This is a genomic window from Pantoea graminicola, from assembly GCF_048452665.1.
GTDB lineage: Bacteria > Pseudomonadota > Gammaproteobacteria > Enterobacterales > Enterobacteriaceae > Pantoea.
In genome coordinates, this window is the sequence record NZ_JBLWSJ010000002.1 from 698,083 (window position 1) to 723,515 (window position 25,433).

The window sequence follows — 25,433 nt, forward strand, 5'->3', positions numbered from 1 at the left end:
CTATTTATCGGCCTCATTCGTCATCACCTTCCGGGCTGCGTTTCAGCCCTGCATATACTCTTTCCATTTCTAGAAATGCATGATAAGCGACATTCTCACTGAAGGGGGCCGAAAGCGCGTCAAGCCTACGTTTAATCGTATTCTTTTCTTCATTGGATGCCTGCTTACCTTCCTCCAGTAAAAGAAAATATTCTTTCGCGGCATCAAACATTTCCTGGTAACGGTGGCTTCGTTGGGGCACGGGTACATCCATAACGGCCTCAACAATGTCTTCAATTGATTTATCTGCATACATTGTTTCTGGCACAACTGCAGCCATGTTATTTTGTTGTGCTGAGCTCACGTGCTCAGCGGTGCTTTCCTGTTTGGCGATGTTTTCTTCGCCAGGTAATGAAGTCATAAAGTTATCAAGATCGATGACTTCTACTGCATGCGCTGACTGAATAATAAAGGGGGAATGTGTCGTCGCGATAAACTGAATGTTCGGGAAAGCAGACTTCAAATCAGGTATGACCCTGCGCTGCCATTTAGGGTGCAAATGCAGGTCGATCTCATCAATAAGAATCGTGCCCTTAGTGCGTTTTGCCGCCGCGCCACCGAACTGGGGATTCAGTTTGGCGCAGCGATGGGCAATGTCTGCAACCATGGCCACCATATTGCGAAAACCATCGCTTAGATCACCAAAACGCACAATACCCTCTCTTTCGAGCTCAATCACAAGTGCGCCTTCATTAATGTCAAAGATGAAGTTTTTTGCGCCGGGAATACACGTAAGAATGGCATCCCTTACAACCTGCAATGCGGGTATCTCTGTTTTGCGCTGCAATTCGGAAAGTGTAAGGCGTTTGAACCACTTGAGTAATACATACTGGTCAGACTTAGGATCCAAGCAATAGCGATAAGCATCCAGTTGCGAACCGGGACGTTCAGTCTTCACATCCCGATGAAGTTCCCACAGGCGACCCGCGCCGTAATAACAGAGCAGTGGCAGTTCAGGACTTAGCCCTTTCGCTACCCGTTCTCTTACCTCAGCCCCCTTAGCAATGAAGTCTTTGGCTTTCCCTCCCCGATCGCCCAGTTCACGTATCCACTCCACAGCGTGATCTTCATCGGGAAATACAGCCGATGCTTTTAACCATACGCCATGCGCGGGTTCGAGAAAGACCTGTCCTTCCTTTTCAATAACAATATACCTAGCATCGGATTTTCTGAGCGTTGTTCCGCCAGTAACAACTTGTGCGCCCTGAAAATAGGTTGAGAGCAACATGGCGAGCGCATCAAGAATGGTTGTTTTACCGGAAGCATTATTACCAATAAGAAGGGTAAATTGTGGATGAAACTGTATACGGGCTGATTCGTATTTTCTGAAATTGCTCATCTCAATCTGTTTAATTTGCATACTCTTCCTTTTAACAACGATAGCCGGAGTTAGATCAAACGATGATACCCCATGTCCCATATGTTGTCTCAGTCAGCACATTCAAAGGCATCACACTCTGAAATACTAGAAAGAACAGAGGCTACTGCGCTTCTGAGGTAAGCTGCCGGTGAACTGATGTTGCGCAGCAACGTGAGTTTTGATGCTAGTTTGAGGTGTTTTTTCTGCTACAGGTTGCGGGAATTTCCGCAACTTTGCGTCCACTGCGGCAGAAGTTCACGCGGTTTTTACTGTGCCCACGACGTCAGTTTTTCCAGCGGATTTCCTAGCCATGGCTGCGGCTCTAGGACTTTCAACCGCGCCGTATTTACCAGTCTCAACAGGTCCGTCAGCCGTTCACCGCCACTAGCCGGATTATCTGCTCACACTGGTAGCCGTCCGATGGTAACAGACCGTCGTCTAGGTAGGCCACAGTTTCAGCGTATATGTAATGGCTTTATACAGCGATCTTTCATACTGTATCTCGACCGCGTGGCTGTAGCCACCGGACGCTTACCTTACAGTATTAAAATCCGTGAAATAGATACTACTATTGGGCATTGTTATCCTTTCAACTCGTTGAGGTATCAGGTTAATTATTCATCCTGCAATTGCTGATTGTTGAGAAGACCAGCTCTGTACCGCTCAATTGAACGGGCAAAGCGTTCCTCTTGAGTCCACGTCGTGGCATCACGTTCATTCAACTTTATGATTCCATTCACATAATTTTCTGATAACGGTATGATGAGCGGAAAGCTGCTCTTTTTCTTACCACCGATTATCTGAGTTCCGCCCTTCAGCCAACAGGCAATCAGGTGCACATTCGTAGGATCCCAACCAGCGTCTTTAGTCCGGTGAATTCTTTTGATTCGATAGTAAAACTGGTGCTGCCCGTTTCGGGTTTCGTGATTTGCCATCAGCATTAGCATAAGGGCTATGCTCCAATCTGGTAGCCATGTATGCCGCCACATCCCTATGCTGTCAGCAACTTCGATCATACGGGTAAATTCTTTAAGCGTAAGTTGGCCTTGCCCACCACGAAGGTGCCGGCAAATTAGATAAGAGCGCAGAAAGGTTGCTGGCTCCATGAATCGCTCACGCCTTAAATGTGCTTCTTCCAACGATAGAGATTTTTCATTACGAACCAATGCGTTAAATCTTTTCGACTCTGAGCCTAAAGGGCAAAACTCCTCACTAGGTTCCTTTTTAGCGTGGCTAAAACGTGGTGTAAAATCCTCACTTGCAACAAGAAGTCCCTTTTGGTGAACCGATTGGTCACAAACAACACAGCATAGCTCCGGCCAGGATTTCTTCTCTTTACCCGATATCAAATTGGCGTATTCATCGAGTGTGATAATTCTCCTGACTCCGTTCTTAACCAAAATAGCTGTTTCCATAAGCCTTCCTAATGATTTACCGCATCACTCTTCGTCAAAATATGTTCCCCGCAATTACCCCACCTTCATCCGCACTGTGTGCGACATTTGATCTTCATTATCATTTCGAAGCCCTAGCATGACGTTATGGCCTGCAAGCAGATCCCGGTCGCCAAGCCTCAGGGTTAGTCCCGCAGCCGTGCTTTATCAGCTGGCACAATGTTATTAGGCTATCTGCATCTCCGATGCCTTAACCCCCTCAGGAGTTGGAATGAGCGACCACAGCCGTGCATCAATTCCGTCATTTTGCAGTTTGCGCATGAAATATCTGGCCTGAAGAGCATCATGCGTTGCAATTACAACCTGGAAACCATGATCAACTATGTAATCACGCAATAAATCGAATACGGATGCTGCGTGGACCAGGTCATGATGCTGTGTCGGGTCATCCAGAAGCAGGCAGCGCCATGAGGACCACTGGTGCTCCAATGCCATGGAGAGCAAGAAGGTAAGCTGTAGATCAGTAAGCTGAGCTTCGCTCGCTATCGCCGGAACCGGTACTGACTCCCCATGTAGCGGAACAGATACCTCAGCATGTTCCTTTCTGTAGATACTGCGAAAACCCAAACTGGTTCCAGTAAAGCGCTGCTCTCTAACTACGCGTTTGAGCAAAGCCTGCCACCTTGGAACGACAGAGAGCACATGTTTTTGTACATTCGATATCTCAGCAGATAGGCAACGATTGAGCGTCTCGATCGCTTCAGATAATTGCAGCAACTGCATCTGATTTTTTCTTTCGTTATCAATTCGCTGGTTAAGACTCGTAGCAAATTCCCCCTCCGATGATGTTCCTCGGCGACGATCTATAAGCCCTTGTGCCAAACGAGTCTGTTCAAGCTTGCTCCAGGTACCAATCTCAATTTTGAGTGTTTGCAATTGTTCTGAATGTCGGGACAGGTCAGCAACTGATGACTGCAGTTGAATCTCTTTACTGCTCGCCACTTCGAGTGAGGGATCGCCGGGAAAGGACAGTTGTCTCCATGAATACCGGATTGAGGCTAGCTGAGCCTGAACGTCAGTAATCTGCTTTTCGAGGCCACTTATCTTATTAATAACTTCAGTTAAAGGGATATTCTGTCTTTCTAATGCAGATTGCTCAGCCTCAATTTTCGATTTTAATTCAGATAGTTGAATGGTATTTTTGTTTTGTTCAGTGGATAAATCAGTCAGCGTTTTTGAAGGGGGTGCACCTGCTGTTATTGCGGCTAGTGCAGCGGTTGTTTGTTCAAGACTAGCCAAGGCTCCAGCCCGATTCTGCCGCGCAGTATCCAGCTCGCGAGTCGACGTTTGGTACGCGTTTTTAGACGCTTCCAATATATCGGGTGTCGGTAAGGGGGCAAGGTTAAGCTGCTTTTCGTCAAGCTGCTGTTTCGCTGAAGCATTTGATTCTTCGCGACGAAGGATAGACGATTTCGCTAGTTGTAGCGTATCTCCGTCAAGAAGGATGTTTGTTTTGAGTTGATTGATCTCCGCCACTGAGCGAACGATATCGCCTCGCAGTTCAGCAATTTTACTCTGGCACGTTTTCAATTCTGTTTCAGTATTCGTCACTGTTTCTGTGCATTTACGCAAGTGATCGGATGCTGTTTTAACGCGCTGTTCTGCCTCGATAACTTTGGGGTCTATAGCCTCTAATGATCTGGTAATACGTTCATGAAGAACGGCAGCGCCGTGTTCCACTCCACATAAAGGGCAGTCCCCGCGATCCTCTGGTAAATGTGCAGCAATTGTGGCTACGGATTGCCTTATAGAGTCAGCAGTAGACGTGAGCATCTCATGGAATTGCTTCACTAAAAGCTCATCTGTTTCAGCTGATACCTTTAACGAGTTCGCGGTATGAAGACGCTCCTGAAGTACACGCTCCTGAATTTCCTCATTGCTAACTAAGTCTGTAATGGTCGCAATATGTTGAAGAATGCCTTCCCAGCGCTTAATAAGTTGATGAGCACTAATTAATTCACTATCTACAAGCTGCAAAGACTTACGCTGTTTATTTATAAGTTCATGTTCAATACGGAGCTGTTCCCTTCCCTCATGTACGTGCCTCAAGGTTGATGCCAGAGACTGAGCGTCGGCCAACGCTTTTTCAGCTGAAGCCAAGTCAAGCTTAGATTGTTCGAAGGCCTCTTTGGTTCGCGCCTCACTATTGAGCCGGTTAAGCTGCTGTATAATTAGATCACGTTCTGCTTCAGCTGTGACAAGTTCCTTCTGGAGTTTATCTTTTTTATCAACTAGCTGAGAGCGTTCCTGTTGTTTTTTTGAAAGTTCCTCTTTAGCAGTTATAAGTATATTGCCAAGCTGCTCAGAACGCGCTTGTTCAGAAACGAACCGGCCAATTAATCCATCTACTTCCATAAGCGCTGCAATCTGTTCGCGAAGTCGGCCCAAGTTTGCTTGTACTGTTTGCTCCAATGCCTCGTGCATTGTTTCCAGATTGCTGATACCCACTGGCGGAATCAGTAAACCTAATGGCAATTGTTCTGCACTCTGAGTATTGCGAGCGATGTCTGAGATTGATTCTGCGATGTTTTCTTTAGTGCGCAGGGCACCCTGAGATTGTGAGGCCGCCTGGTCCCTATCAAGAATCAAACTTTGCCACTCCCCAAACTCAGCTTCGAGCGCCTCAAGGGCTCCCTTTGCTTGCTTCAGCTTTTCAGTGAGAACGCGGCGAATGCCGCCAAGAGCATTACTAACTAGGGTTCCATCTTTACCAATTGGCAAGCGAGCCAGTTGTGCGCCAGCAACTTTTGCATCCGCTTTTACCAGCCATTGTCCCTCGCGCTGATCCAGCAAGTGGGTAAGTCTCAGTAAAAAGGGGATGTCCTCAGAATTCGTATCCGGAAAGAGAGAGCTTAAATCACCAGTCCTTTCGACGTTACCTTCGTTGCTCACCTGCGCAGAGGCTTGTACATCCCCAAAATCCAAGACCACCTTAGCGACTGTCTGGCTGTCCCTGATAATGGGTGAGAGATTTTCACCTAGACGAGAAATATTACCCGTGAGACTAAATTCGATCGCTTCGAAGAAGGCCGTTTTTCCCGTACCGTTAGGGGCCAGTAAAATGGTTGCACCGCCACTGAGCTCAATTTTGGTGTCGGTACCGTATCGGCGGACGTTTGAGAGCGTGATAGATTTAAGTTTTTTCATTGGACGTCCTTCTCTCCAAACGCCATATCCCTCAGCGAATTAACAATTTCATCGCCAGATTTCTCAGAGAGCAACAATTCACGCCATACTTCGAGGTGAGGTTCTACCCAAGAGTGTGCTTGACACATAGAGTTCAGAGACGCTAGCAGAGGATCGCTGATATCATTCCCACTTCTCGCGGGTGTTAAAGACGCCAGAAAACTCCGATCAAGGAAGGAGTCAATATCTTCCTGCTTTCTGAGTACCACCTTCCTGCAGAATCGATCGTCCGTTTCAAAACGGGCAGCATCTTCTGACTCAACTCCATCGATGAGCATAAACATGTAAAGGTCTGCCGTCTGCGGCTCTGCAAGTATGTCCCGGATATCAGCGGCCCATCGGAAAGCACTCTGAATATTATCCAAGCTATTAAGAAATGCCGTGATCAGCACTGTCCGCCATCCGGCATTTTCCCGGTTAATGCGTCTGAGTTGTATTGCAGTGATGCCGATATCAATTGAGGGAGAAACCATTTCTTCCACATCTGGAAAATGAACTTCATAGCGGCCCTCAGCACGCTTGGTTATAGCAGTAACGAGTTCTTGGATTGTCGGCATTTCAGGATCCTTTCATATTCTTCTCAAGGGCCGATTCACGAGCTAGCTTTCGATCTTGCCACTGCTTAGTGAAATGTTGGCGTACAGAGTCAAGTGTTCCGTTATGCAAATGACGAAACATACCAGACCGCGTGACGAGCAGGTGAGGTTGACGCTCTGCGGCCATACTGGTCGCGGTCTCTGCGTCGTCAGCCATTCCTCTATTCAATAATTCTGATGGGGATGAACTCACACCCGATAAGATAACGATGGGATTCGGATTAGGGCCAATAACGGCTATTAACGGATCGTCAGAAAGCTCACGTACTCCCGAAAAACCACCCACAGGGCCAGACCAGTACTTAAGAGCAATGCTCAATACTGGGCCATCTTCCTGAAAAGCTTCCCAGTTATTACTGCCCTCAGGCAAACCCACTGCAACCAGCAACAAGGTTTCAACAGCGGTAACAAGAAGATTTAAAGTACGAAGGCCAAGGCGAAGCGCATGTTTTTCATTTTTTCTCTCAGTTTTCGGATACAAAAGCTGATCCATGAACTTTCGGCGGTTTTCAGGTACAGCTGAGAACCCGCTCAGCCATGACTGCCAAACCCTCTCCATCGCATCTGCTAGCGCCGAATCTGAGATTGAGCCAAGTTTTTCTGAGACCCCTTGGAGAAGGCGTTGCCACACCACATCGTCCATGGCTTTACCAAGCGCTTCCGCTTCACCTCGAGCAGCATTTAATGTCTTAAATTCATAATCCTGTGCACACGATAGGCGTTCGGCATTTTCAAGCCAAGGCAGGTCGCTGAAGTCATATTCTGCACAGCCAAGCGTGTGTCCAATTTCATGACCAACGCTACTGCGCCACGCTGGTTCACCTAACATCAGCCCCTGACTACCTTGTGGTAAATGCAAAGCCATACGCACAATGGCAGAAAGAAGAGTCAGATTATCGCCTGCTGGGGGGGAGTAATTGGCATACACTCTGAGCTTGCGGTTACCGGGCTCACGACTCCACATGTGCTCAACTACTCCTTTTGCGGACCTTTCTGTTGGACCGGCAAGATCAAGCGTTCCGGCTAATGACCAAGTTTTACTAGTCATAGTAGAACCATCGCTTAACTGATACTGCACCCAGGTTTCAACATCAGGGCGCAGTTCACTTCGCAGTTCCTGGACGACGTCATGGCATCCCAAGGCTGCGACGTCAGATGTTTCTGCCGCGATATAGGTAATTAAACGGTCCAGTGTACGATTCGGATCGCTGAAGTAACGGCCAAGCGAGTGAATTGTCCGATCTTTTAATGCCGAATCGTTACCGATACAACTGATTTGAACCCAGCGAAGAACATTTCGTATTTGGTCCCAGTCTTCGAATCCGCACCAGGTTGTTAGCCATTGATAAGCCCTCGTAGTTGGGCCATCCTGACGCTTAGCTAATTCCTCTACACTGAGTCCTGTTTGGCGACAAAGATCACAGAATTCTTCTAAATGATTGACTGTAAAATTATCTTTTATCTGCAGGTGCAGACCCACTAGGGTGAGTCTGAACTCACGTTTGGGAGATTCAACAAGTTTTCCCGCTTTCGCGATTCTAGCAAGACTGGAAAACGCCGAGTCTAAAACGGAATTAGTCGGGGAGGTGGGAGAGGAACCTTTTCTGGGTTTTTTAGCGAGTTGTACAGCTTTGTCAGGATCTTTGGTACAAAAATCAGTCGACTGGCGCTTAATCTGTAAATGCTCATAGTGGTCTGTGGTGTGCATGATTACCACATCGTCCCACTCGTCAATGCCACCTTGTTCAGCACCAATCGACAGAGGCGCCAGCCTTCCGCTCAAGAATTTATCAAGCATGTCTGCCAGACGCTGAGCAATCACCAGCTTTTCATAATCAGACTTCCGCTCTAACCGGAACCTTCTGAGCATTCAGATTTTCCTTATTGCATTTCTACCCTGAAAGAAAACTTAATCATGCTAACTGAATTTCAAGTGTTTTTATAGTGAGTTTACCCCTCGTTCTTAAGTAGGAAACAAACGTTTTCTTCTAAATCTTTACAGCCTGCCATTCTAATAAGTACTGTATATCTGTATAGTTATGGAGTTCAGTTATTGCCGAAGTGACATGCAATACCCACAGCGCGATCTCCGCCTTGGTTAAGCCAGTAATGTGCATCACGTTTTAAGCACTGGCCAGGGCATATCTCTAAGCAAGGATAAGGTCATTTGGGGTATAATCTACGATAAAAATCGGCTATGTTCGCGACACGCTACCGCCTTATAGTTAGGTCAGTAAACAAGAGAAAAGTGATATGAACCAATTCGATTCTTTAGAAATGTGCGCCGTTTCAGGGCGTCTGACTTCGATCGATTTGTTTGCCGGGGCGGGGGGGCTGTCTGAGGGTTTGAAGGAAGCAGGCTTCACGTCGCTTTATGCCAACGAGATTTCCCCACGCTACGCGCAAACCTATGCAATCAATCACCCTGGAACCAAGGTGGAGAGTCGAGACATCCGTGAAGTAGATGCTCAAAAAATCCGCAGTCTCTTGGGACTGAAAAGAGGTGAGTTAGATTTAATCGCCGGAGGCCCGCCTTGCCAAGGCTTTTCTATTAATGCGCCTAAACGATCTAACGAGGATTCTCGAAATCACCTGTTCCGTGAATATTTGCGTTTCGTTTCAGAATTTCAGCCTCGAGCAGTAATTATCGAAAACGTCCCAGGAATGGTGTCATTTGAGGGAGGAGCAACGCTGGATGCAATTCTCGAATCTCTAAAATCCCTTGGCTATGATTCTGACGTTAGAATCCTGTATGCACCTCATTTTGGGATTCCCCAAACCCGCTGGAGAACGATTATTCTCGGCTGCAGAGATGGTATTAACCCAACTGAACTTTTCCCAGAGCCACTCAGGCAAGCTCCCGTGAGAATAAATTTCACCTCACAATTTGGTGGAAAGAATTTAGTTAACTTACCATTGTCGCTGGAATTACCGTCACATGTTACGGTCAGAGATGCGATTGATGATTTACCCATACTGCGCAATGGAGAAATGGGTGAACCAGTGAAATCTTATCGGCATCCGGCTGATAATCAGTATCAACAATTAATGCGAATTGGTTCTGATGGTGTGACGTGCCACGAAGCAGGTCGTTTAAGCAAAATCAATCTTGAGCGTATGGCACATATACCCCAAGGGGGAAACTGGACTGACATTCCTGACGATCTTTTACCAAGGGGAATGCGCATGGCCCGGCGAAGCGACCATACAAAACGCTACGGTCGAGTTCATCCGGATGGTCTTGCATCCACAATCCTGACCAAATGCGATCCTCACTGGGGAGCGTATTTTCACTATGAGCAGGACAGAGCCTTTACAGTTCGTGAGGCGGCTCGGTTGCAATCTTTCCCTGACACTTACATATTTTGCGGTTCAAGGGCTGAGCAATATGAACAAGTCGGCAATGCTGTGCCGCCGTTGCTTGGTGCTGCTTTAGGTCGGACAATTGCCCGTGTTCTTGGTAATGGTAAGATAACTAAAAATAAAGTTAGGGAAGCGTAAAGTGGCAGGCAAAATTTGGGAATTTTTTGGTTATCGTGCTGATGACCATTCAGCTGCGGCAATCGCTGCCGTCAACGAAAGACAATGCCCCTTTTTGGCCGAGACATGCGAGAAGCGCCTTAGTGATGGCATAGTTGCTGGAGTTTGTACGATCAAACCGATGACATCTGGGCCGGTTATGTGTTGCCCTATTCGTTTATACGCAGACAAATATCGTATCTTATATGACGTAGCTAAAATTGCCTTTGAGGAAGATTATGAGCTGGTCGCCGGTGGGAAAGCTTCGGAAAGAGCGAAAGCGAAACAAGAACCCGTCGTTGCTGTCTTTGGCAAACGCTGGGGTGGTGAATTACGGCTACCGCAAAAAGATGGCGCGGGAAGTTACTTTGTAGATTGGGTTCTGGCACTGCTTGATGCTAATGGTAAATTAAAAGAATTTGTCGCCGTTGAAGTACAGACTATCGATACAACGGGTAATTACCGCAATGGGCGGGAAGGTTTGCTTTCACCTGAACGCACAAATCCAACGACAACAGTTGGCATGAACTGGGAAAATGTTAATAAGCGAATCTTGCCGCAACTTATCTACAAGGGCCAGGTGTTACAACGCGAAGCATTATGCCGAAAAGGCTTATTTTTTGTATGCCCGTATCCGGTTTACACAAGAATAATGGGACGTCTTGGTGGGGCCAGAGGCTTGATTCGTTATGCGCTGCAACCCGCGTCGATCACGTTTCTTGCTTACGAGCACGATACAAATATGATCGACGGTTCAACCGTTCCGCTAAATGGATTACCTCCTCATTCAACTACGGTTTACAAAGTTCAGGAAGCATTCAATAACGTTACTTTACCAGATGAAAACGTCTACCGAACAGCTATCGATATGGCACTAGGCAACGAAAAAGGAAAGACTTAATAAACAATTCATAGTTGATGTTGCCGGTAAAGGTGAATGATATACTCTCAATCAGAATTGAACACCCTATCGAATTTATTTATCACACATTTCAAATAATTTTAGATAGATATCATCTCAGTGAGTCCCCCGCATCCTTTATGGATTGCGGGGGTTTTTATTTCAACGCTGAGATCTCTGTATGACCAAATCTGACGGCCTACAAGCCATCGAGAAGCCACTGGCTTCCCTTCCTGCCACTGTTCGAAATCTTATTCTCGACCACTTTCACACACTTACCAAATATGAACCCGTGATTGGCTTCATGGGGAAAACAGGTGCAGGCAATAGCAGTGTCTGTAACGCGCTATTTGCTGGCAACGTTACTTCAGTAAGCGATGTCAGCGCATGCACCCGGGAGGCATTGCATTTTCGTCTTTACAGCGGCGACCACAGCCTAGTACTAGTAGATTTGCCGGGCGTTGGCGAGAGTGAAATGCGCGATGAGGAGTACGAAGCCCTGTACCGCAATATTCTTCCTGAGCTAGATCTGATCCTGTGGGTTATCAAAGCTGATGATCGCGCTTTCTCGATTGATGAGCGGTTTTATCAGCAGGTGATGGCTGGCTATCAACACAGGGTGCTGTTTGTCGTTAATCAGGCCGATAAAATCGAGCCCAGCAATGAATGGGACGCCACCAGCAATACACCATCATCGAATCAGTCGGCTAATATTGATGCAAAAAAGGAATCCATTCGTCACCTGTTCTCCCCCTTTAACCCAGTATGCAGCATCTCTGCCAGAACGGAATGGAACCTTCCGATGCTGGTCGAAACCATGATGCGTTGTCTTCCGGATCGAGCGACCAGTCCTCTGGCAACGCAACTGCACGAGAGATTGTGCAGTGAATCCGTAAAAAAGCAGGCGCGTGAAGATTTCGGTCGTGCGACAGGCGCAGTGTTTGATTCTGTGACAACGACTCTGCCTCAGTCATTCAAAGCCGTGATTAATAGTATCCGGGATGCCGTAGTGTCGATGGCGCGTGCCGTCTGGGACTGGATTTTCTGCTGACGAAATGAAACATCATCATGTCGATGGTGAATTACTTCGTTTATCCATAGGTTTACAGACAATTCCAGCATCACCGACACAACCTGTCGGCACCACAAGAAGATAATACCAGCTGTAAACTTGTACCCCCTCCCTATCTCGCACCCAGAGTACCAATCCGCATTAACCACGTAGCCACGCGCCACCGACATAACCTGTCCACAGCGCACATTACAGTAACACCATCTTTATTAATCACTTACCTGTCATGGAGATCATAAATGTCTCAGGCTGAGCGTCGTTATGATCGCTTGTCTGTTCGGCTGTCGCTGATTATCAGCCGCTTGATCGCCGGTGAAACGCTGAATGTACGCATGCTTGCGGTAGAGTTTGGTGTTTCGGAACGCACGCTGCAGCGTGATTTTCGCGAACGGTTGATTTACCTCGATCTCGAATATCAGAACGGCTGCTGCCGCCTGTTGACGGGAGGGCGACATGAACTCAGGGAAGAGGCCGCGATGCAATTTGCCCGCCAGTCAGGTATTGGCGCTCTGTTTCCGGATATGGACAGCCATCTGGTCAGCTCACTTCTTAATCGCCAGGGCTCGCCGCCGTGTCTTGTCTGGCATCAGGAATCGCCAGCTTCACCAACGCGTCCGGGCATTTTTACTCGCCTCGTCAGTGCAGCGACTGAACAACGCCTTATTACCTTACTGGCAGACGGATGTCGTTGTGACGGTCTTGCACCTTACCGGCTAATTTTCAGTGCCGGTGACTGGTTCCTGGTAGGGGAGCACCTCGGGAAAATAACCGTTTTCCCGCTGCACATCATCCATTCCGTCACATGCCATTCAGAGATGTTTACACCGAAAAGAGAGCTTTCCAGCGTACTTTCATCCCCGGAATTTCTCCGGGCATTACCTCATTTTCGCTTTTTCTATTCACTGCTTGTCGCACCAGCGGTGGGATGAGATACCTCAAAAGGAATAATCACTATGAAACTGCTTACTACTACAGCGCTGGTCGCCAGCATTTGCCTTGGGGCTGTTTTTACCGCTGAAGCTGGGAATATTGTCGGTACAGTCAAAGCCTAGCAATACATGCAGGCTGAAGGCTGGAAATCAGCCGATGGCATGGATGACAACACACTGCACAACATGCTCTATCAGGCCAGTGTGATTGATAATTATCCGTGGACAAAACAGTTTCTGTTACGTGTCCGTGGTGGCGGTGCGCTTTTTCTTGCCGATAAAAAGACGCACACGATTCGCCAATTGAAAGTGGAGCCTGTAGGTGAAACCTACAATGACATTGAAACGGTCTATCAGGGAGAAGACAAAGGTGAAGGATGCTATTTCGCTATTATCGACAATCAATCTTCAGCACGGCAAAAAGCAATTGATGACCTTCTTAGTTACCCGCCCGTTGATGATGTCGATGCTAAAGCAAAAAAGATCAGACAGCAGATGACCCCGAAAGTCGTTATGGTCATGCCGGATAATTGTGTGAATAAGCAGCAACAGGCTGCTCTGGCAGCCAAACGTTCGGAAGAGGATCGGAAGTTACAGCAGTGGGTAGCACAGCAAAGTCTGGCGGAATTATGTCGTCGTACGGGCAACTGCTGAAGTCCTTCCAGCAACAGCAAAGCGACCCTTTATCAAAATCAGGAGCATCATTTTTGAACCGATTTGTTAAAGCCTTACCTTTTATCGCAGGTTTTACGTGGTGCCATTTGCAACCCGCACAGGCCGACGAACAACGCTACATCAGTATCCGTAACACCGATACAATATGGACTCCTGGCAATACTTGCGTTTATCAGTTTCGCCTTGATAACGGTGGAAGTGGTGCAGGTTTCGGCCAACTGAATGTGTCACTGCGTTTGAAAGACAAAGCTGGCAAAACGCTCGCGCAAGGCGTCATGGAAGTAGCTCCCTTCGGAGAAAGTGACGCAACACGCTCACAGGACGCTTTTCTGGAGCATGAATGTGCTGAAGGTGTCAGTGCCGTTGAAATTTTGAAGGTAACTGAATTACATGCAGGTCATCAGACCGATCTGCCACTGACCATATTCGATCCGCAATATTACCAGCCATTGTCAGTATCAGTTGCCGTGAAGTAAACGTCACCACTGGCTGAGAAAGGCATCTGCAACACCCCAGCTTATCAGCACTCACTTAAAACATACCAGGCCATGCCTCCTCCGGGAAGCATGGCCTTTTTGTTTTTAAACATCTAATACGGAATCAACATAGATCAAATCACATCACTCATCAACGCGTCACTCGTACCGAACAGGCAGCGCCTTAATTTCTGGCCCAAACACTTCAGCAAGATCCCGCAATGGACGCTGCTGGAGCCTCGCGCTTTCGCCTGGATGGATCGCCTGTGCGAAGCCTACAATGGCGGATACTGGAATTACTACACCCTCAGCAATGGTGGTGCCTTCATCGCACCCGACAATGAAGATAACTGGGCCATGTTCAACAAGCTGAATGGCAACAGCGCGGAGATGAGCAGCGAGGCTGCTGGTATCACTGCTTGCCTACTGAACTGGAGCCACCATGCCTGCAGAACCGAAAGCCCCGCCATGAGCGAACATTACTATCAGCTTCGTGAATTTGCTCTGAGCCATCCTGAAAGCAGCGCTATCATGCACATCATCGACTGACGGCGGAGAGTATTATGGAAAATACAGTATTGCCCCATCCGCTCACTTCACATCGCACCATAAAACGCGCCCTGACGCTTATCGAAAATCACCTGCGCGAACCTGGCGTGGCATTTACCTCAGCAGCACTCACCCGAGACTGGCTGAGGCTGAACCTTGCAGGACTGGAGCGGGAAGTGTTTATGGTGGTGTGTCTGGATAATCAGAACCGGATGCTGGCGCACGAAACATTATTTCACGGCTCCATCACCAGCACGGAAGTTCATCCCCGCGAAGTGGTTAAAGCCGCATTACGGCACAACGCCGCTGCGGCAATCTTTGCCCACAATCATCCGTCCGGATATGCCGAGCCCAGCGATGCCGACCGGCGTATCACCGAACGGCTGAAAAAAGCGCTGGCGCTGGTTGAGGTACGCGTACTGGACCACCTGATTGTCGGCAGCCAAGAGATTGTCTCGTTCGCCGAACGCGGCTGGTCCTGAGGGAGGACATATGCATTCTCAACAATGGGGGCTTACGTGTAGTAAAACGCCGTGCTTCGGAGCCAGGCTGGTGCAGGAAGGCAACCGGCTGCACTTTCTGGCTGACCGGGCAGGATTTACCGGCGACTTCAGCGATGATGAAGCATTGCGCCTTGACCAGGCTTTTCCGCTGATAATGAAACAGCTGGAACAGATGCTTTTAGCTGGAGAGCTGAGTCTCCGCCAGCAGCAACGCGTTACCTTGCATCACATCGGGCTGAGCTGCGAAGCCGACACGCTCGGCTCACACGGTTATGTTTACATCGCGATTTATCCCTCTTCGACTGTAACCGGCTGACCGGCCACCTCAAAAAAACAGGACACACCCAATGCAAATTTTACCGTTACCTAAGCCACGGGCGGCTGAGCCTTGCCCGTCTCCCGTACAGGTCTGGCAGCTGTTGCTCACACATCTGCTGGATAAACACTATGGCCTCACGCTCAACGACACGCCATTTGGCGAAGACAGCGTGATTCAGGCACACATCAACGCCGGTATATCGCTGTGTGATGCTGTCAATTTCATTGTGGAAAGATATGAACTGGTGCGCACTGGCCACAGCCGTTCCAGCCTCACCGAGCGCTCATCGCTGATTGGTGCCATCGACATCCTGCGTGCCCGCCGTGCAACCGGGCTGATAGTAAGCAGCGGCTACAGCACCATCACCCGCATCACAACGGGCCGGTATCGGGAGGATAAAACACAGTGAAAATCGGTCTTAGCCTCAGCGCTGACAGCATCAGCGTGCTGGCGCTGAACATGGGCAAAATCACAGTGGAGGTTGACGGTATCGACATGGCAGAGATGATGAATGCCGTTAATACGCAGGGACTGTCGCTGCGTATCGCGGAGGAACCCGGCGAGATGATTGTCGAAACCAGCTCTCGCCATCATCTGAGCAGCCTTGTAAGATAAGGCCAAGCGGACCGATAAAATGAAAATTAGTTTTAGGCACCTTCTTAGGCACCAAAGAATAATTGAATTGAATAATTAACATTTTAATTCAGGCGGTTAGCAGGCCAATTCAGACTCCGCCAGCCCAAAATTCTTTCGCGGCGATACCAGAATTGTCCGCTGAAGTCCTGAAAGCCCGCACGGCACAAGTCCTGCGGGCTTTTTTGTGTCTGTAGCAGTCCACCGAGGTAACGTCTTCCCTGGCTTAGGTAATGTTCCGATAAAACAGATTCGCCCCAAACTCTTGAAGCAACAGCTAGACCCAGTTGAACAAAATGGGATTTTTGAAACCCTGAGGCGCATTATCTCACGGCTATACGAAATTTTCCGTTGGGCAGCTACTGAGGAACTGATTGAGTTCAACTCTGCTGATAGCCTTGCACAGCGCTTTAAAAGCCCACAAATCAGAATATGCCAGCACTACCACCTTCTGAATTACCGCGCTTTCTGACTACATTAAGCAATGCATCCTTTCGACTGGAGACATGACTGCTGATTGAATGGCAATGATAAACATGGGTGCGTCCGGGTGAAGCCGTTCGTGCAAGATGGTCTGATATCGATACAACCAACAGCATTTGGAACCTTCCTGCTGATTTCATGAAAAAGCCTCACAAAGTTCTTTTGAGTAAAGAAGCGTTGGGCGTCCTTGAATTGATGAAATCAATAAGTTGCCATAGAGAATAGGTTTTCCCCAGTATTAAAGCGCCGCTTAATCATATGTATGAACCAAACGCAATGCAGCTATCATCTGAATGGGGTTTGGAGGTGAGCTTGTAGTTCACGGCATACGTTCTATTGCAGGAACAGTGGCAGAAGAGTCCGGTAATTACAGATCTGAAGTTCTCGAGGCAGCACTTGCTCACCCAAAAAAAAGATGAAATTATCGCAGCATACAATCGTGCAGAATATCTGATAGAGCGACAGTACTTGATGCAATAGTGGAGTGATTACGCTAAGAGTCAGAGAACTAAGCTATCGCTGCCTGTCTGATAGAGGGGATTATTAAGAAGGTTTGGATAGCTTGAAATGCCCATATGCTTACGGATGATCCATAGTTGCAATGATATTAATCGCCATCCTTCTTGCAGCACTCATTTATACCATTCGCAGTGGCATACAAGAAAACCTTGTATCTTATTCGATAACGTTGTTAGCAGGCTTAACGATTCCGTATAACTTTATTCCTTTGAAACCTGCAGGCAAAGCATTTAAATTTTCGAGAAAACACTCTCATGCTTTATAAAGTCATTGATGAACACCTTCATTTGTTCAATCGAAAAATCGCACTACCTCTCCCCCCTACAGCAATACATTCGCCACTATAGACATCTATATAATATTTAATTGGATTAGGCATACTTTCCATCATCCATGGAAGATCCTCAGAGAATTTTAAATCTGAAGTTGAAATAACCCAAACAGACTTACCATCAAAAGAGGTTCTCACAGCCTCATGAAAACGCTCATCCCAACCATGACCGGTTTCTCTCGCATATTCTTTGGCAATTTCAACAGCTTTACTTTCCGTTATCATTGCTGAACTCCATACCAAACATTATACATCAACCCTCCAACCATTACTGGCCCCAAAAGAATACCTGCGGTTTCATGCCGCAACAATGTATAGGTGATTTCGTATGTATTTCCAAGAGGGAATTTGAAGCCTTCAATGATATATTCCCTACTCATCCCTCTGGCTCTTAACAAGCCGATAGTTTCAGCTAATGACTCTTCGAGGTATCGTGACCTGCCCCCAGTATTAGATACAACCATCAGTTAGTAATGTCGGTTTGTTTACCCTCACATTTTACATTCCGCCACCGTGCTGCAAACTCTGATGGCGTCTGATAATTGAGTGCTGAATGCGGACGGCACTCGTTATAATCCTGCCGCCAGTTATTGATGTTTCTCCTGGCGTGAACGATGTCGCTAGACCCGTGCTCATTCAGGACAAACCTGTTAGCCTGCAGGCACGACGTTGCGACAGACCGGTCACATCACACATTAACACCACGGCTTCCCGCTTCTGGCCTGTCGTTAATGCTTTCGCCCCGGAGCCACCTGAAGTGCCTCCTTATCCAGCATCACTTCGGCAGGCAGCTTCCTGAGTCTGGCGTTCTCTTCCTGGGGCGACTTCAGGCGCTTAACCCCGGGCGCCTCCATGCCGCCATACTTCTTGCGCCAGGTGTAAAAGGGCGTTGGAAATAGCGTGCTTACGGCAGAGTTCACGGGCAGAAACCCCGGCTTCAGCCTCGCGGAGAATACTAATGATCTGTTCGGCGGAAAAACGCTTTTTCATGGGAGAGTCCTTATGTGACTTATGAAGACATAACTAACATCGCGGTGTGTTATTCAACGGGGAGCTGGTCATCATCATTGAGTTTCAACGTTATAACGATAAACCTTATTACATTCTCACCGCGTTCCCGGGTTTATAGGTACAAAATGCAAAACTTCTATTTTCTTGATCAACTGGTTTTTGGTTACTTCAACCAGGACGCTGACATCATCAATGATGGTGAGGATACGATCGAGGGAATCATCCGGTTATACAAAAAATCTGCGCCAGACTGGATGCTTAACGATCTTATCGAAGAGGTTGACGAATTTATCGCCGCTTATGGCTCTGGTGTTGAAGAGGCGTTCAGGCAACGATACGAGTTTGACTTCTCGCCTGAACTCTGGGAAACCACTGCACGCGAATTTCTGATGACAGTGCGAAAGCTTTCGTCTGAGAAATAAACGTCTGGGAGGTGAGTTTGATGAGGAAAAATAAGTGCCCGGTGAGGCGCAAAAAAAGAATCGAATAACCCGAAAGAGGACAGATCGACCTATCTGTTTGCACTCCACCAGCCCTGACTAACAATCCCCCCCACCTCCCCCTAAAAAGCCTGCAGCCCCGCGGGCATTTTCGTCTCTTTAATTTCCCAAAAACCACTCTAACCTGCCCATCTTAAGCTCAGTTACCCTCGCTCCTCTTCCCACGCGCATCCCTTTTCACCGCACCAACCCAGCGCACTGATATTTTGCACTGCATCACACTTATCACTTCGATAATTTACTTACCCATTGATAATAAAAGTTTTTTACATTGGCACAGTTCCTGCAAACTTTTTAATTACGTAGCTCTGCAGGGCTGAGGATCTCAGACCTGCATCAGCCATTAACCGTCTGGATGTAGACGACATCAGCAAATTCTGAACAGAGCAGGCTGAATCTGGCTGCATAACAGAGCGTAATTCTGGGAGAGAGTGCAATGACCTCAATTAGCGAACCGGTGGTAATAGCGAAACACAGTAAATGGGTGCAGCTTCTGCTTGGCTTACTTTGCATGGCGGCGATTTCCAGCCCGCAGTATGTCTGGACGCTGCTGACTAAACCGATGATAGCTAAACTTGGCGTGGGGCTCGCGGAACTGCAGGTGACCTTCTCGCTGCTGATTATTCTGCAGACCTTTTTCTCACCCTTTCAGGGTCGGCTGGTCGAGCGTTTTGGCCCGCGACTGCTGATCTCTATCGGTACGCTGATGGCTGGCTTCAGCTGGGTGATCGCCGCCCACGTCAATAGCCTGGCCTCCCTCTATCTGGTCTATGGCTGCCTGGGCGGGCTGGGTACGGGGATCGTTTATATTGGCGTGGTCGGTCTGGTGATGAAGTGGTTTCCACAGCAGCGCGGTTTTGCTGCTGGAACCGTGGCAGCGGGCTACGGCATGGGCGCGATTTTTACCACCTTCCCCATTTCCATCTCGCTTAACAGTTACGGCCTCGAACAGACCATGACGGTCTTTGGCCTGATCTTCGCCGCCGTGGGTCTTCTCGCCAGCCAGTACTTAAAGCTGCCTGAAACCAGCATGATGACACCGGTCAGCAGAAAATCCGCACCCGTAGTGGGGCAGCGCCAGTTTAAATCCGGGGAAATGCTGCGCCAGCCGCTGTTCTGGCTGATGTTCATGATGATGACGATGATGTCGACCTCGGGACTGATGGTGACGTCGCAGATGGCGATTTTTGCCGAAGACTTCGGCATCAGCAAGGCGGTGGTTTTCGGTATGGCCGCACTGCCCCTCGCGCTCACCATCGATCGTTTTACCAACGGCTTGACGCGACCGCTGTTTGGTTTTATCTCCGACCGTTATGGCCGCGAAAACACCATGTTTATTGCTTTCGCGCTGGAAGGCGTGGCGATGACGCTGTGGCTGGCATGCCGCGAAGACCCCTTGCTGTTCGTCCTGCTCTCAGGTGTCGTCTTCTTCGGCTGGGGTGAAATCTTCTCGCTGTTCCCCTCCACGCTCACCGACACTTTCGGTAGTGAAAATGCCTCAGCCAACTATGGCTGGCTCTATATCTCTCAGGGAATCGGCTCGATCTTCGGCGGCCCGCTGGCGGCGCTGATGTATCAGCACACCCATAACTGGCATCTGGTTTTTGGCTGCGCGATCACCTTCGACTTTATTACCGCCGGGCTGGCGTTATGGGTTCTTAAGCCGTGGCGGGCACGGTTTATGCGTGCGCAGCAGTAATTTTAAAAGCCGCGAACCCCGGTCGCCTGCCTGCTGTGGAATCTCCGATGGCGCTGTCAGCCCAGGCGACTGGTTCACCGGTTGCTAAGGATGTCAGATGATTGTCCGGCGAAGCGGATAGCATCAGCCGTATTGAGTGCTGCCCTGCCCCGCGAAGGCTGGCCGAAATGGACGCTGGCGACTCAAACATGATGGGCTTAGCCGGGACCCGAAGCCCCGGCCAGCACTTCCCCTTAAAAACTGTAATCCACCGCCGCAAAATATCTGCGGCCATCTTCGTTGTAGCTGTAGTCGTCGCGATTGAGATCTTTATCGGTCAGGTTCAGCACCCCGGCCCGAATCTTCACCGCTTTACTCACCTGATATGACCCGCCCGCATTCCAGATCGTGTAGCCGCCTGGCGTGGCGTTGCCGTTGGTGACGGTGCGACTTTGACCTTTGTAGTTCGCGGAAAGGTAGAAACTCCAGTCCACCAGCGGCGTCCAGTCGAGCGTGGCGTTGCTGGTGTGGAACGGCAGTTCAGACAGCGGTTTATTGCCGCCATTACTCAGGTCGCGGGCATCGTTGTAGGTGTAATTGAGCTTCAGGTTCAGCGTGTCGCTCAACGGCAGGCCAATCTCGGTTTCCAGCCCGCGGATACGCGCTTTGTTTACGTTGTAATAGCGGAAGATCGGATTGCCGCTGGCGTCGAAGCCAGCAAAGTTCTGATAGGTCGGCGCCAGACCACGGTTAGCGGTGCGGATCACCGTGATCATGTCGTCGATGTCGTTCTGGAACACCGTTGCGCTGGCGGTTACGCCTTCTAGCAGCCCTTTCTGACCGGTGTAATAGAGGCCGAACTCCAGACTTTCGCTGGTTTCCGCTTTCAGATCTTTACTGCCGACGACGTTACAGCTGCCGCGACAGGAGGTGCTCTGCCAGTCCGGGCTGAGCTGAAGCAGCGACGGCGCTTTAAATGCAGATGCCCAGCCCCCTTTCATCGTGATGCTCTCCGTCGCGTCATAGACCAGATAGGCACGCGGACTCCAGTTGACGCCATAGTTTTCGTGGTCATCCATACGCACGCCGCCGGTCAGCGCCAGATTTTCCAGGATGTGCCACTCATCTTCCAGAAACAGCGCATACTGGTTCGCCTGGGTGCTGCCGCCATTTTTCATGTTTACGGCATCGTCCAGCTTATCGTTGCGGTATTCGCCGCCGAACGTCAGGAACTGGGTATATTCGCCCAGCGGAATCACCACTTTGCCGTCGAGTGAGTTGTTTTTTGACGTGATGGTTTCCGCGTTTTTATTTTTGATGTTCTCACCGTAGAAACGCAGTTCGGTATTCGCCCCTCCCCAGCGGCCCGTATGGCCGAGCGAGTAGTTTTCGCGTTCGAGACGGTTTTTATCCAGGGTGTCGGAATTCCGATCCTGACGATCCTTTCCGTAACCGAACGTGATGTCCTGATCCTTGTCCGGTGTCAGTGAGAATTCGACGTTGGCGTTACGTGAGGTAGAGCCTTCGATGCGCGGCTGACCCGTGCTGCCGCTGGCGGAGCGGGCCTGGTCTTTGTTGCGTTTACCCAGCGCGCCATAGACTTTCACGCCCAGTAAATCCTCCACCAGCGGCCCACCGGTAAAGAAGCTTCCGTTGCCGCTGTCGCCGCGATCGCGGTGCGCCTGAACGGTGGTGTCGGCGCTCAGCGTGCCGTGCCATTCCGTGCCCACTTTACGGGTGATGATGTTGACCACACCGCCCAGCGCATCGGAACCATATAAGGAGGACATCGGCCCGCGCACCACTTCGATGCGTTCGATCGCGTCGGCCGGGATCCAGCTCAGATCAAAGTCATTGTGACGGAAGACGGCGTTGCGGGAGTTGACGCGTTTGCCATCGATCAGGATCAGCGTATAGCTGCTGCCCAGTCCGCGAAGGCTGACCCCCTGGCGGTTGTCACTTTCGTTGGTGATCTGCACGCCAGGCACATCCTTCAGCACCTCTTTAAGGTTCTGTACCGGTTTTTTCTGCAGATCGTCGCGGGTAATCACGCTGATACTGGCTGGCGCATCCTTCAGGTTCTGTTGGATCGCAGAGGCCGTCACCACCATCTGATCTTCACTGTCGTCAGCTTCGCGGACATCCTCCGCCATCACCGGCATCGCGGCGGCAATCAGTTGTGCGAGCAGCCCGGCTTTCACTGCCGGTGTCATTGAAATCTTCACGCTTTTTCTCTCCGTGAGGTAAAAAGCCCCGGCAGCCCGGAGCCGCGTCCCTTTTTACTCTGTCCAGTAAGTGCCGGTCGGTTCGACGGCGAGGAACTGTTTATAAAGTTGTTTTTGTGTCTGCTGCGGATCGAGATCGGCAAACTTCTGCGGATAAAACGCTTTGGCGAAAACCTGAACGGCCAGCACGTTATAGGGGGAGTTGTAGTAGTTATGCCAGATGCCGAAACTGCGGCCCGCTTCCACCGCCTTCAGCGTGCTGATGCCTTTGCGCGCCAGCAGTGGCTTCAGGCTGGCGCTTGCCTGCGCTGGCGTGGTCTGCGCACCCAGCACTAAACCGGCAGGCTGCGGATCGCCCGCTTTCGGCGGTCTGGCTCCGCCGCTGACCAGATAGACATCCGGCTGCGCGTCGATGACCTTTTCCAGGTTCACCTGACCAAGCGGGCCCGGCAGCAGCGGCCTGGCGATATTCACTCCGCCCGCCAGATCGATAAAATCGCCCATGTTGCCCTTGCCGGCCGAGCGGCAGCACTCATCCGCCGTGGAGGCGCGCAGCTCGATAAAGACGGTGGGTTTATCCTGTTGTGGGATGGTCTGCGTGACGTCAGTAACGCGCCTGATGTTCTCCTGATAGAAGCGGATATAGTCCTGCGCCTGCTTCTCGCGGTTCAGAACCTTGCCCAGCAGTGCCATACTCGGCAGCGTATTTTTCAGCGGCGAGGTGCGGAAGTCGACAAATACCACCGGCACGCCCGCCTTCTGCAGTTGCTTAACCAGCTCACTTTCGCGGCCCGGCCCGTGACCCGACAACCCGAAAATCGCCAGTTGCGGATTCAGCTTCAGCACATTTTCCGGGCTGATGCTGTCGGCGCTGGTGGTGCCGATCAGCGGGATGTTGTCGATCTGTGGGAACTTCGCCCGGTACGTGGCGTAGGTCTGCGGGTCCAGCTTGCGGAAATCGCCCTGCCAGCCGACGATGCGGTCAAAAGGTTTCTGCCCTTCCAGCAGCGAAAGCGCGAAGAAGAGCCGCCCTTCGCCGAGCACCACGCGCTGAACGTCATCCGGCACGGTGACGGTGCGCCCCGCCACATCGGTAACGGTAACCGCCTGAGCCGTGAAGCTGAGCAGGCCCAGCGTCAGTCCGGCTAATCCGGCAGCCAGCTGTCTGCCCAAAAACGCTCTGTCTGTTTTCTGATAAAGAGTCATCTTCTTCCGATTCCTTTACGTTTCCCTGAAGAGGTTCAAACAATAAAAGAAACGATAACTATTATCAATTCGATTTACATTTGAATCGCCACGCGATCTCCCCTGCCCGGCTTCCCTCTATCGTCGTCTGCTGACTGAAGACGTGAAAGCGTGAGCTAAAACGGTCAAACCCACACAAACGGCCATAAACAGTCATGCTGTCACCGCAATAGCGGTGTAGTCTGTCTGTCCGGTATTTTATTTTCACCGGCCCGCAGAGCGAAAATACGTGAGTCAAATCACCTTTACATGCAATTAATCGCATGGCTTTGCATAATTTATTTTGACTTCATCACTTAATACAGGGCGTCGCTATTTGCCCGCGTGGACTCCTGCCCAGTCCACATTTTCCCGTGTTCGCTTCCAGTAATTTATCTCCATCGGAGGAAATGTATGTTGCCGATTGAAAGACAGCAGAGAATTATTAATGAGATTAATATTAATGGCCGGGTAATTGTCTCAGAACTGGTCACGCTGTGTCAGGTTTCACAGGAAACCATTCGCCGGGATTTAAGCCAGCTCGAAAAGCGCGGTTTATTACAGCGCAGCCACGGCGGTGCGGTATTGATAAAAAAACAGAGCACCGGCACGGCGGGAAATAACAGGATCGCTAAAGAGAATGAATTATCATTCCGTCAGCGCATTAATGAGCACGCTGATGAAAAATGATCATCGCCAAGCGTGCGCTCGACTTTATCAGCCCCGGTGACTGTATCCTGCTGGACAGCAGTACCACCTGCTGGTATCTGGCGCGACAGCTGCCGGACATTGAGTTAACGGTATTAACCAATTCGCTGCGCATCGTGCAGACGCTGGCGGCGCGCGGCAGTATCCGTACCATCTGCCTGGGTGGGGAATATTCCGATCGCGATGAAGATTTTCACGGCGTGGTGGCCGAACAGCCGCTGCGCGAATTTCAGATTAATAAAATCTTTTTTTCCTGTAGCAGTCTGGGCAACGACGGATATTTACGCGAAGGCAATGAGAATAATGCGCACCTGAAACAACAGATGCTGCTGGCCGCAGAAAGAAAACATCTTTTAATGGATGGCAGTAAATTTCTGCGCCCCTCTTTTGCCCGTATCTGTCACTACCGTGATGTCGATTTTCTTATTACCGACCAATTAAAAGATAAAGAGCTTGAACAGGAACTGGCATGGAATGGTGTCAACGTCATTGTCTGTTCTCAGCGTTATCAATCCATGCAGCTAATTAAAAATTAACCAGGAG

The 25,433-nt window shown here is 49.6% G+C and carries 21 protein-coding genes and 4 pseudogenes; 15 read left to right on the forward strand and 10 right to left on the reverse strand.

Translation table 11 applies throughout. The features are described from left to right. Nucleotides 1-13: 13 nt before the first annotated feature. From ACNY69_RS07260 to ACNY69_RS07280, 5 genes are all read right to left on the reverse strand, one after another. On the reverse strand, nucleotides 14-1,399 hold the full coding sequence (locus ACNY69_RS07260; RefSeq protein WP_418797731.1) for an AAA family ATPase: 1,386 nt from the start codon (nucleotides 1,397-1,399) through the stop codon (nucleotides 14-16). Between the two features lie 614 nt (nucleotides 1,400-2,013). Then, nucleotides 2,014-2,814, reverse strand: coding sequence for a hypothetical protein (locus ACNY69_RS07265; protein ID WP_418797733.1), 801 nt, complete (start codon nucleotides 2,812-2,814; stop codon nucleotides 2,014-2,016). Nucleotides 2,815-3,018: 204 nt separating this feature from the next. After that, nucleotides 3,019-6,000: an AAA family ATPase gene (locus ACNY69_RS07270; RefSeq protein ID WP_418797734.1), complete on the reverse strand. Its 2,982-nt coding sequence runs from the start codon at nucleotides 5,998-6,000 to the stop codon at nucleotides 3,019-3,021. Then, nucleotides 5,997-6,596: an ABC-three component system middle component 1 gene (locus ACNY69_RS07275; RefSeq protein ID WP_105551916.1), complete on the reverse strand. Its 600-nt coding sequence runs from the start codon at nucleotides 6,594-6,596 to the stop codon at nucleotides 5,997-5,999. Before ACNY69_RS07275 ends, ACNY69_RS07270 begins: the two co-directional genes overlap by 4 nt. 1 nt (nucleotide 6,597) lies before the next feature. After that, the gene (locus ACNY69_RS07280; RefSeq protein ID WP_418797736.1) at nucleotides 6,598-8,505 is read right to left on the reverse strand and encodes an ABC-three component system protein; all 1,908 of its coding nucleotides are present in this window, start codon (nucleotides 8,503-8,505) and stop codon (nucleotides 6,598-6,600) included. 383 nt (nucleotides 8,506-8,888) lie between these two features. On the opposite strand from ACNY69_RS07280, the gene ACNY69_RS07285 reads away from it, so the two are divergent. The 12 genes and pseudogenes from ACNY69_RS07285 to ACNY69_RS07340 all read left to right on the forward strand — a co-directional run. Continuing rightward, a complete protein-coding gene (locus tag ACNY69_RS07285) occupies nucleotides 8,889-10,136 on the forward strand; it encodes a DNA cytosine methyltransferase (RefSeq protein ID WP_418797737.1) in 1,248 nt (415 codons plus the stop codon). A 1-nt stretch (nucleotide 10,137) separates the two neighbouring features. Further along, nucleotides 10,138-11,055, forward strand: coding sequence for a NotI family restriction endonuclease (locus ACNY69_RS07290; RefSeq protein ID WP_418797739.1), 918 nt, complete (start codon nucleotides 10,138-10,140; stop codon nucleotides 11,053-11,055). Between the two features lie 181 nt (nucleotides 11,056-11,236). Continuing rightward, nucleotides 11,237-12,106, forward strand: coding sequence for a GTPase family protein (locus ACNY69_RS07295; protein ID WP_418797741.1), 870 nt, complete (start codon nucleotides 11,237-11,239; stop codon nucleotides 12,104-12,106). A 260-nt stretch (nucleotides 12,107-12,366) separates the two neighbouring features. Next, nucleotides 12,367-13,056 (forward strand): transcriptional regulator, encoded by a 690-nt coding sequence (locus ACNY69_RS07300; protein ID WP_418797743.1) that lies wholly within the window; start codon nucleotides 12,367-12,369, stop codon nucleotides 13,054-13,056. Between the two features lie 24 nt (nucleotides 13,057-13,080). Beyond that, nucleotides 13,081-13,710: pseudogene (locus ACNY69_RS07305) on the forward strand (hypothetical protein). 53 nt (nucleotides 13,711-13,763) lie between these two features. Then, nucleotides 13,764-14,207 carry an IrmA family protein gene (locus ACNY69_RS07310; RefSeq protein WP_418797745.1) on the forward strand — a complete coding sequence of 148 codons (444 nt, stop codon included), beginning with the start codon at nucleotides 13,764-13,766 and terminating at the stop codon, nucleotides 14,205-14,207. Between the two features lie 129 nt (nucleotides 14,208-14,336). Beyond that, complete coding sequence (locus ACNY69_RS07315; RefSeq protein WP_418797795.1) at nucleotides 14,337-14,756, forward strand: antirestriction protein; 420 nt, start codon at nucleotides 14,337-14,339, stop codon at nucleotides 14,754-14,756. A gap of 14 nt (nucleotides 14,757-14,770) precedes the next feature. After that, nucleotides 14,771-15,238 carry a RadC family protein gene (gene radC, locus ACNY69_RS07320; protein WP_418797747.1) on the forward strand — a complete coding sequence of 156 codons (468 nt, stop codon included), beginning with the start codon at nucleotides 14,771-14,773 and terminating at the stop codon, nucleotides 15,236-15,238. A gap of 10 nt (nucleotides 15,239-15,248) precedes the next feature. Beyond that, the gene (locus tag ACNY69_RS07325; protein ID WP_418797749.1) at nucleotides 15,249-15,575 is read left to right on the forward strand and encodes a type IV toxin-antitoxin system YeeU family antitoxin; all 327 of its coding nucleotides are present in this window, start codon (nucleotides 15,249-15,251) and stop codon (nucleotides 15,573-15,575) included. Nucleotides 15,576-15,606: 31 nt separating this feature from the next. Next, complete coding sequence (locus ACNY69_RS07330) at nucleotides 15,607-15,987, forward strand: TA system toxin CbtA family protein (RefSeq protein ID WP_418797751.1); 381 nt, start codon at nucleotides 15,607-15,609, stop codon at nucleotides 15,985-15,987. Beyond that, nucleotides 15,984-16,193 carry a DUF5983 family protein gene (locus ACNY69_RS07335; protein WP_333020817.1) on the forward strand — a complete coding sequence of 70 codons (210 nt, stop codon included), beginning with the start codon at nucleotides 15,984-15,986 and terminating at the stop codon, nucleotides 16,191-16,193. Before ACNY69_RS07330 ends, ACNY69_RS07335 begins: the two co-directional genes overlap by 4 nt. A 229-nt stretch (nucleotides 16,194-16,422) precedes the next feature. Next, nucleotides 16,423-17,174, forward strand: a pseudogene (locus ACNY69_RS07340) (tyrosine-type recombinase/integrase); the annotation flags it as partial. A gap of 322 nt (nucleotides 17,175-17,496) precedes the next feature. On the opposite strand, the gene ACNY69_RS07345 reads toward ACNY69_RS07340, so the two are convergent. From ACNY69_RS07345 to ACNY69_RS07350, 3 genes and pseudogenes are all read right to left on the reverse strand, one after another. After that, complete coding sequence (locus tag ACNY69_RS07345; RefSeq protein WP_418797753.1) at nucleotides 17,497-17,769, reverse strand: PepSY domain-containing protein; 273 nt, start codon at nucleotides 17,767-17,769, stop codon at nucleotides 17,497-17,499. 238 nt (nucleotides 17,770-18,007) lie between these two features. Further along, a complete protein-coding gene (locus tag ACNY69_RS21675) occupies nucleotides 18,008-18,205 on the reverse strand; it encodes an integrase core domain-containing protein (RefSeq protein WP_472826216.1) in 198 nt (65 codons plus the stop codon). Next, nucleotides 18,184-18,534, reverse strand: a pseudogene (locus ACNY69_RS07350) (transposase); the annotation flags it as partial. The gene ACNY69_RS21675 and the pseudogene ACNY69_RS07350, both read right to left, overlap by 22 nt. A gap of 146 nt (nucleotides 18,535-18,680) precedes the next feature. Between ACNY69_RS07350 and ACNY69_RS07355 the strand changes: the two are divergent. Together ACNY69_RS07355 and oxlT are read left to right on the forward strand one after the other, a co-directional pair. Then, nucleotides 18,681-18,977: a contact-dependent growth inhibition system immunity protein gene (locus ACNY69_RS07355; protein ID WP_367395717.1), complete on the forward strand. Its 297-nt coding sequence runs from the start codon at nucleotides 18,681-18,683 to the stop codon at nucleotides 18,975-18,977. Between the two features lie 514 nt (nucleotides 18,978-19,491). Next, on the forward strand, nucleotides 19,492-20,754 hold the full coding sequence (gene oxlT / locus ACNY69_RS07360; protein WP_418797755.1) for an oxalate/formate MFS antiporter: 1,263 nt from the start codon (nucleotides 19,492-19,494) through the stop codon (nucleotides 20,752-20,754). Nucleotides 20,755-20,987: 233 nt separating this feature from the next. On the opposite strand, the gene cirA is transcribed toward oxlT, so the two are convergent. Together cirA and ACNY69_RS07370 are read right to left on the reverse strand one after the other, a co-directional pair. Continuing rightward, a complete protein-coding gene (gene cirA / locus ACNY69_RS07365) occupies nucleotides 20,988-22,946 on the reverse strand; it encodes a catecholate siderophore receptor CirA (protein ID WP_418797796.1) in 1,959 nt (652 codons plus the stop codon). Between the two features lie 66 nt (nucleotides 22,947-23,012). Further along, a complete protein-coding gene (locus ACNY69_RS07370; protein ID WP_111140628.1) occupies nucleotides 23,013-24,164 on the reverse strand; it encodes an ABC transporter substrate-binding protein in 1,152 nt (383 codons plus the stop codon). Nucleotides 24,165-24,596: 432 nt separating this feature from the next. On the opposite strand from ACNY69_RS07370, the pseudogene ACNY69_RS07375 reads away from it, so the two are divergent. Beyond that, nucleotides 24,597-25,426 (forward strand): annotated as a pseudogene (locus ACNY69_RS07375) (DeoR/GlpR family DNA-binding transcription regulator). The last annotated feature ends 7 nt before the right edge of the window (nucleotides 25,427-25,433 follow it).